Here is a 5,112-nt window from a genome sequence, read left to right as displayed (position 1 = left end):
CCCGATACTTTTTTCTCTCGATTTAAAACTGGGAGGGCTCCGAAGTTTCTAGCTACCATTAATGTTAATGCATCCATCACATCATCATCTTCATAAGCGTAAACGGGTCTAGGCGTCATAACTTGTGCGACTTGTTTTTCAATAAGTGCGAATATATCTCCTCTATCACAACCTTCTTCACACCTTTCCGTAACGAAAGTAAGTAAATCACGAGTGGATATAATCCCTTCAATTGATTCATTAGTTACTATAACTCTTCCTATACCTCTTGTGTTAACTTTCTTAAATGCTTCGACCAGTTTATCCCTTACGGAAACTATTGGAGGGTCTGGAAGCATGAGTGTTTTTATTATCATGGTTTTCTATTCCAACTTGCCGTTTATAATTCTTACCTTCAGTCAGCAAGGTACCCTAAATACCAATCACTTTGTTAAACCCTCTGTAAACTTCAGCTACACTCCACGCTTGGGCTATACAACCACCAGCTAGATACGGAGGTATATCCTCGAATAGCTCAGGAATATATCCGTTATTCTCCTTAATCACATCCAGTAGGGGTCTAAAGATATCGATGAGCATTTTTGCCTTTATCAGATCACTCTCGACTTTTAATTTAGCGTCTATATAAGCTCCTATCAACCAAGGCCATATAGGACCGTTATGATAAGCTTCATCCCTACTAGCCCTATCTCCTCTATAGATGGGCTTGTATCTGGGATCTCTCACGGAAAGTGTGCTGAGCCCGTAGGGTCTCAGAAGTTCATTCTCAATCGTAGCAAGCATTACCTTGCCCATTTCTGGGGGTAAAACGTTGAAGGGTAATGATAATGCGAAAAGTTGGTTAGGTCTTATGGACTTATCCGGTATCATATACTGGTCAATATAGTCGTAAAGACCCCAACTTGCTACAAACTTCTCGTTGAAGGCGTTTCTAACTTTTTCGGCCATTTCTACATAATAATCTTGTTTATCTCCTAGAAGTTTAGAAAAAAAGTCCATGACCATTAACGCGTTATACCATAATGCGTTTATTTCCACTGCAGCACCTTCTCTCGGTGTAACTATCCTACCGTTATAACTTGCGTCCATCCACGTTCTCGGCGCTCCTTTGTGAAATAATAAGTTATCTTTAACGTAAACTATCCCGTTTCCCTTAGAATACCATTCGACTATTTCCTGAAGTTTAGGATAAATTCTCCTGATAAATTCCTTATCGCCACTGTAGGTGTAAATTTTGTAAACTGTATTTATCGCCCATAAGCTAATATCAACACCGACGTAAATGGGTTCACCTTCGGGTGTTATGTGGTTTGGTAACATCCCCCTCTCGGAGTGGCTCAGATACCGTGTAGTTATATCCTCAGCAAGTTTATACAATCCGTTTAAGAGCAAAATCCCCTCCATGGATATGAATGTATCCCTACCCCACTCGTCAAACCAGTGATAACCTGCAATGATAGCCCAACCTTCTTTCCCCTTGACCAGAAAGTCAGTTGAGGCACTTGCTAAGAGCTTTAGAACGTCATAGGGATTTTCCTTTAGTTTTTCGTAACCATATTTGTCATAGTATACGTGAACTATTAAGGTGTTATCCTTACTTGTTACGCAGAATGGGTTGAAGAGATCTTCCTTGTGGTTTGAACCTCTCTCATAGTCTAAGACGTAAAAGAAGTTATAGTACCAGTATCCGGTCATCTCCGCGTTGATACCGCTTTCAAATAGGAAGTTCAGGAAGGGAATGCCATCTTTTACTACCCTAGCCTTTTGTCCTTGAAAGTAAACATCAAAGAATGTAGATTTAGGAGTTACAAGATGGTGGCTGCGATAGGTAATTAGAGGACAAATTTTAACTCGCCCATCAGTCGCCTTGTATTCTATAGTTATAGCATTTTCAAATCCATGAGCTATTAAAGTCTTTTCCAACCTAACGTTGTTCACTTCGTAAACCCATCTTACGTAATTCCTGCCCCACTTGAACTCCTTTAAGTACCTATATCCGTCTGGATAATATGTTCCTTCGTAATGGTTGGTACTTATCGGAAATTCGCCCTCATCGGTTATCAAAAAATCCTCAAATTTAGACAACATTACATATCTTTTGTGGGGTTGGTTCAAAGGTACTACTAGATATCCGTGGTAAGTCCTTGAGTTTATACCGCAAATGGTTGAAGAGGAATATCCTCCAGTTCTAAGAGATAAGAGCCATTCTCGCCTTTCGCATTCCTCCGGCGGTAACACACTTTAATTTACTATTTAATAGTTATTAGTTTATCTAAGGTAATTATGAACTCAGAGTGAGACCACACTAGAGGCATTACAGACGAACTCTGCAAAGAGTCCGGATAAACTTGCTCTGGAAGCAAACCGGTTGGTAAAGCTCTATCCATTACCCATTTTACGTACTTCATAGCCCTCTGAATATCCCCTATTTCAACGTAATACTCTGCCACCCATAAGGTAGTTATTATCCACGGATTAGGCTGAGATTTCTCCCTTCTGTAGTAGTCGTTCTCATACCTTATGATCCCACCGTTAACCGTTAGTAAGTCCTCAATAATCTTTATTGTGTTTTTCATAACTACATGTTCTGGCTCTACCATTTCGAAGAAGAAAGGAGAATACATGCTCGCATCTACTGTGAGATCCTTGTTCCCGTATTCGTCCAAACGCCTTACAAACCTGTCGTTATGAACCATCCTTTTTAGAGCCTCTTCCTTCATATACCTTGCAATAGTTATTATATCTCCTGAGAGCACCTCATCTCCCATGTCTGCTACTAGCCTTGATGCCGACTTAAGCGCTCCGAATACAGTTGATACTGTGTAGATGTGAATTCCATACCTCTCTTCCCATAAATCGAAACTGGGCTTCGGTAAACCGTCTTCAATATATCTCATCATGAACCTTACAGCGGGTTTAACAAAATCCTTGTAAATCGAGACTAGCACGTCTATATCTTTATAATATTCGTAGTGCTTAGCGATAGCCCAAACTTGTAAAGCCGTTTCATCTTCTTGAATTGGATAAATCCTCTTACCATTCATCAACCAAGGATGCCATGAACTTGCTAGCGTACTGTCTGGATTATATTTATGGAATAAGAATCCATCCTCACTTATGAGTTTTGAAATAAACGCATAGTGTTTAACAGCAAGATCCCCATAACCGGCTAAGTCCAGTGCATGAGCAGCTATTGCACTATCTCTAGGCCAGCAGTATGTGTAGGAATCACCATAGACTCCTACGAAGCTGTAATCTGAAGAGGCTATGATTGAGCCGTTCTGATCCATGTGATTTTTTATTACCAATAGACTTATCTGGAATAAATCTCGAAGCTTTTCATCTATCTCTTTTGTCTTAAACTTGTTGAACCAGTTTTTCCAGAACATATACGAGTTTGTGAACGAGGACTCAATTTCCGTCGATGTAACCCTCTTAAGAAGTTTTCTTAAACCTTGTAATGTCCTATCGAAAGCTATTGTTAAGTAAGCTTTTTCGCTACCTAGAGGATTTAGCGACAAGGAAAAGGCTAATGCTGACTGAACGTTTCCGTTTTCTATAGTCTTTCCTTTCAGGTTGCCGTCATTTACATCTTCAAAAATGTCATTTTTGCCTACGGTGAACTCGTTGAAGTCTTTCATGATTCCCAGAAGTTTTATTCCTATATACCTCTTAGACTTGTAATGGATGATTGCATTCGTCTCAGGATCATAGAATGCTGTGTCTCCGTAAGGGTTTGAGTAAAGGTCTAAATCAAAGAGAAAAAGTAGTTTTGCCTTCACCGGTTCAGCTGACTTGTTGATTACTTTAATAATCCGGTAAAATAAAGGCTCGTATAGGTCAGCGAAATCGTAGGCGATGAGAGATAACTTGTTGTCTGTATCGGCTTTAACCTCACCTATGTTCGTGTTGTCAAGGTAAGAAAGGCTCGTCTTCCATTCAACATCTTGGTATAGTCTATCTGTAAATATATATTGCCTTACGGGTTTACCGTTAGTGTGATTTTCCATTCCTATATAAGGGTAGTAAAGATCGATGATCCTACCGAACTCATCTAAGTTCACTAGTATCTTGCCGTTGCCTATGCTAAGAGCCCTCATGTGAGCACTGTATCGTATAACTTACTTTCGGCGTTAATAAGCTTATGAGGATAAATCTTGGAATTCACAATTTCACTTCCCTCTCCTATTACTACGTCTTCTGCAATTACACTGTTTATAATTCTTGTAGGTCTCGATTTTGACGACCTTATCTCTACATGTCTTGCTATAATTGAGTTCTCAATTATAGCGTAATCTCCGATATAGCATCTGTCCATCAATGAGCTCTTTACTATTTTCACTCCTTCTCCTATGATTGTAAAGTTATCAATGCTTGACTCCTCTATATATGTGTGCTTACCTATATGACAATGTCTCCCTATAAGTATGTTACCTTCTAGCTTCAGCTCTCCCTTCTTATACATCCTCTTAATAGCTAGTCTTCTCTTCCTCGAGTCTGGACTCGTACCTTGAACAAAGATCCTTCTATTGGGATCAATTCTAATCCCGTGCATGTCTTTAGCATCGAGTGTCTTCAGTAAGGTCAGCATCGCATCCAAATACCTTCCGGGAGTACCTACATCAAACCATAAGTCATTAGTGATATACCCATAAATGGGATATCCCTTCTTTATCAAGTACGGTATTATGTCCTTACCAAAGTCCATTTTTCCCATCTTATACATTTCCTGAACTTCCTCGCTCTTGAAGACCTTCCTTATTTCAGGACTAATGACGTATAAGCCAGTATTCGCCAAATTGCTTGGTGCTTCTTCTTTTTTAGGTTTCTCAACGAACCTCTTAATTCTATTGTCACTTTCAAGTTCAGCAACTCCGAACTCCTCCACGTTTTCAACAGGCTTTAACACAATGGTCATGAACGCGTTTTTGTTCTCATGGAACTCGAGAACCTTTTTAACGTCAAGATTGAATAAGTTATCCCCTTGAACTACTAAAAAGTGCTCTTGAATATCATAGTATTCGAGGTTTATCCTCACGGCATCAGCATTTCCTATACTATCAACCCTTGGCTGGTACTTGAAGTGGACTCTAGGTTTGATGTGATACCTAG

Annotated in this window: 4 protein-coding genes; all 4 read right to left on the bottom strand. The window is 39.6% G+C overall.

All coding sequences use genetic code 11. The features are described 5' to 3' along the window. Positions 1-356: CBS domain-containing protein (locus WIW89_RS01435; protein ID WP_337719492.1), on the bottom strand; the 356-nt coding region annotated here is incomplete at its 3' end. Between the two features lie 55 nt (positions 357-411). Further along, positions 412-2,238, bottom strand: coding sequence for an amylo-alpha-1,6-glucosidase (locus WIW89_RS01430; RefSeq protein WP_337719491.1), 1,827 nt, complete (start codon positions 2,236-2,238; stop codon positions 412-414). A gap of 11 nt (positions 2,239-2,249) precedes the next feature. After that, the gene (locus WIW89_RS01425; RefSeq protein WP_337719490.1) at positions 2,250-4,100 is read right to left on the bottom strand and encodes a glycoside hydrolase family 15 protein; all 1,851 of its coding nucleotides are present in this window, start codon (positions 4,098-4,100) and stop codon (positions 2,250-2,252) included. Next, positions 4,097-5,112: NDP-sugar synthase (locus tag WIW89_RS01420; RefSeq protein ID WP_337719489.1), on the bottom strand; the 1,016-nt coding region annotated here is incomplete at its 5' end. The genes WIW89_RS01425 and WIW89_RS01420, both read right to left, overlap by 4 nt.

The organism is Stygiolobus sp. CP850M, assembly GCF_037389425.1.
GTDB lineage: Archaea > Thermoproteota > Thermoprotei_A > Sulfolobales > Sulfolobaceae > Stygiolobus.
Note: the sequence above shows the minus strand (reverse complement) of the source record. Positions and strands in the feature narration are given on the sequence as shown.

Bases quoted from the DNA above. Each gene is read 5' to 3' on its own strand.
- WIW89_RS01425 (WP_337719490.1), bottom strand. From the start codon at position 4,100: ATGAGGGCTCTTAGCATAGGCAACGGCAAGATACTAGTGAACTTAGAT.